Below are 2462 nucleotides of genomic sequence, written 5' to 3'. Positions count from 1 at the left end.
CCGTTTCGGAACCCCGATTCCGATCAAACGCAGCATGCTCTAGCCCGCTCCCCCGCCGGGCTGCCCACCGCCGGCACCGCCGCCATCAGCCGCTCGACCTCGGCCAGCACCGCATCATGCTCGGCCTCGCTCCGGATCACCCGCGCTTCCATCTGCCGGCTCCTTCTACCCCCGACACCGGCAAGCCGCTCATCCCTCGCCAATCTCGCGCAGGAACGCTGCGGCCTGCATCACGCGAATGCCACGCCAGGGATCGAGCACCAGCAGATCCGCATCCCCCGAAACGATGCTGGACGCCCCGGCCGCGAGTGCCAGTTCCAGATACCGGTTGTCCTTCCCGTCCCGGCAATCTGTCACCGCCACCCCCGGCTCGACCCACACCGCCGCCGCCGACAGCATTTCGAGAATTTCCAGCCGGCGGTCCGCACCGAGCACCCGCGCGAATTTCGGCCGCGCCAGCACCTCGGCGATCTCATCGAACACGGCCTGTGACAGCGCGATGCTCCCCCGCGCCCGCGCCGCCGCGATGGCCCGCCGCGCCGTCCCTTCCGGGCTCAGCGCCGCCGAGACCACCGTGTTGGCATCGATCACATGGACGCTCAGCCTCGCCGCTCCGCGTTGTACGCCGCCAGTTCCGACTCGATCTCCTCCTCCGTCAGCCCTGCCGCCCGTGCCTCGCCAGCCGTCCGCTCAAGCAGCGCCACCAACGGATCATCCACTCCCGGCCGCACCAGCCGATCCACCAGCCGCCCGACCGCCTCCAGCCGCCGCGCATCCGCCAGCGCCGCCGCCGTCGCCTCCTTGACAGGGATCTCGATCCTGGAAACCCGGCTCACCGCTCCCCTCCCGACCGGCCTTCCGCCCTCGCCTCGGCCGCCGCCCGGATCTCCGCCTCCTCGGCCTGCGCCTCGTCCACCAGCCGCATCACCGCCTCCTTCACGAACGCCGCCGCGCTCGCGGCCTGCCCCTCGGCCATCTGCCGCTCGATCACGCGCTGAAGCGCCTCGGGTAGCCGCACCATGCCCATGGGGAACCTCCACCCCGATCCTACCATCCTCCCCACCACCCGGTCGCGCCCAACGACTCTTCGGAATCCTTGACCCCACCCCACCATTAATAGGACAATAATCCTATGATGCCAACCCCCACCCTGCACCACCCCGCCCACGCCTTCCCGCGCACCGCCCCGTGCAGCCCACCGATTTGTCCGAACCCGCTCCACGCCCTCTCCACCCCCCGCACCCCACCCCCGCACTCCGCGCGCTTGTCTCCCGCCCCACCCCACGTCAAATACCCCCGGCGCCGCACACCCCCGCGCGCCAGGCCGGCCCGCGCCCGTGGCGCTTCCGCCGGCCACACACCCCTGGAAGGGACAGAACGATGGGCTATCGGGTCGCGGTCGTCGGTGCCACCGGAGCGGTCGGGCGCGAGATGCTGAAAACCCTCGCCGAGCGGGACTTCCCCGTCGACGAGGTGATCGCGCTCGCCTCGGGCCGCTCCACCGGCCAGGAGGTGTCCTTCGGCGAGAAGAAGGTCCTGAAGGTCCAGAACCTCGAGAAGTTCGACTTCACCGGCACCGATATCGGCCTCTTCTCCCCAGGCGCCTCGGTCTCGGCCGTCCACGCCCCCCGCGCCGCGTCCCAGGGCTGCGTCGTCATCGACAACACCAGCCAGTTCCGCATGGAGCCGGACGTGCCGCTGGTGGTGCCGGAGGTGAACCCGCAGGCCATCCGCAACTTCCGCAAGCGCGGCATCATCGCCAACCCGAACTGCTCCACCATCCAGATGGTGGTCGCCCTCAAGCCGCTGCACGACATCGCCAAGGTGAAGCGCGTCGTCGTTTCCACCTACCAGTCCGTCTCCGGCGCGGGGAAGGAGGCGATGGACGAGCTGTTCAACCAGACGCGCGCCATCTACGTGAACGACCCGGTCAAGCCCGAGCAGTTCACCAAGCCCATCGCCTTCAACTGCATCCCGCACATCGACAAGTTCATGGATGACGGGTTCACGAAGGAGGAGTGGAAGATGGCGGTCGAGACCCGCAAGATCCTCGACCCCGACATCCAGCTCATCGCCACCACCGTCCGCGTCCCCGTCTTCATCGGCCACGGCGAGGCGGTCCACGTCGAGTTCGAGCGCCCGATCACCGAGGCGCAGGCCTGGGAGGCGCTGCGCGAGGCCCCCGGCATCACCGTGCTCGACCAGCGCGAGGATGGCGGCTACGCCACCCAGGTCGACATCGCCGGCGAGGACCCCGTCTTCGTCTCCCGCCTGCGCCGCGACCCCACCGTGCCGAACGGCCTCGCCTTCTGGTGCGTCGCCGACAACCTGCGCAAGGGCGCGGCGCTGAACGCCGTGCAGATCGCCGAGGAGCTGGTGGCGCAGAACCTGCTGCGGCAGGGCTGAACCGGACGCCCTAGCCCGGGCCCCGGGGGCACCACCGCCCCCGGGGCCCGGGCCCG

At 70.2% G+C, this 2462-nt stretch carries 5 protein-coding genes; 1 reads left to right on the top strand and 4 read right to left on the bottom strand.

Annotation, left to right across the window (positions count from 1 at the left end; all coding sequences use genetic code 11):
- Positions 1 to 23: 23 nt before the first annotated feature.
- From M0638_RS28825 to M0638_RS13330, 4 genes are read right to left on the bottom strand one after another with little or no spacing between them, the layout of a single operon-like run.
- Positions 24 to 152, bottom strand: coding sequence for a hypothetical protein (locus M0638_RS28825; RefSeq protein ID WP_282571994.1), 129 nt, complete (start codon positions 150 to 152; stop codon positions 24 to 26).
- Between the two features lie 37 nt (positions 153 to 189).
- Positions 190 to 591, bottom strand: a complete 402-nt coding sequence (locus tag M0638_RS13340) for a putative toxin-antitoxin system toxin component, PIN family (protein WP_248667492.1) — start codon at positions 589 to 591, stop codon at positions 190 to 192.
- Positions 592 to 599: 8 nt separating this feature from the next.
- Positions 600 to 836: a hypothetical protein gene (locus M0638_RS13335; protein ID WP_248667491.1), complete on the bottom strand. Its 237-nt coding sequence runs from the start codon at positions 834 to 836 to the stop codon at positions 600 to 602.
- Positions 833 to 1021, bottom strand: coding sequence for a hypothetical protein (locus tag M0638_RS13330; RefSeq protein ID WP_248667490.1), 189 nt, complete (start codon positions 1019 to 1021; stop codon positions 833 to 835). The genes M0638_RS13335 and M0638_RS13330 overlap by 4 nt, the downstream gene beginning before the upstream one ends.
- Positions 1022 to 1380: 359 nt before the next feature.
- On the opposite strand from M0638_RS13330, the gene M0638_RS13325 reads away from it, so the two are divergent.
- On the top strand, positions 1381 to 2406 hold the full coding sequence (locus M0638_RS13325; RefSeq protein WP_248667489.1) for an aspartate-semialdehyde dehydrogenase: 1026 nt from the start codon (positions 1381 to 1383) through the stop codon (positions 2404 to 2406).
- Positions 2407 to 2462 lie beyond the last annotated feature (56 nt).

It is taken from the genome of Roseomonas acroporae (genome assembly GCF_023223525.1).
Taxonomy (GTDB): Bacteria; Pseudomonadota; Alphaproteobacteria; order Acetobacterales; family Acetobacteraceae; genus Roseomonas_E; species Roseomonas_E acroporae.
This window is presented reverse-complemented; position numbering and strand designations above follow the sequence as displayed.

Coding starts and splice junctions, on each gene's coding strand:
- M0638_RS28825 (WP_282571994.1), bottom strand. CDS start 152: ATGGAAGCGCGGGTGATCCGGAGCGAGGCCGAGCATGATGCGGTGCTG.
- M0638_RS13330 (WP_248667490.1), bottom strand. CDS start 1,021: ATGGTGCGGCTACCCGAGGCGCTTCAGCGCGTGATCGAGCGGCAGATG.
- M0638_RS13325 (WP_248667489.1), top strand. CDS start 1,381: ATGGGCTATCGGGTCGCGGTCGTCGGTGCCACCGGAGCGGTCGGGCGC.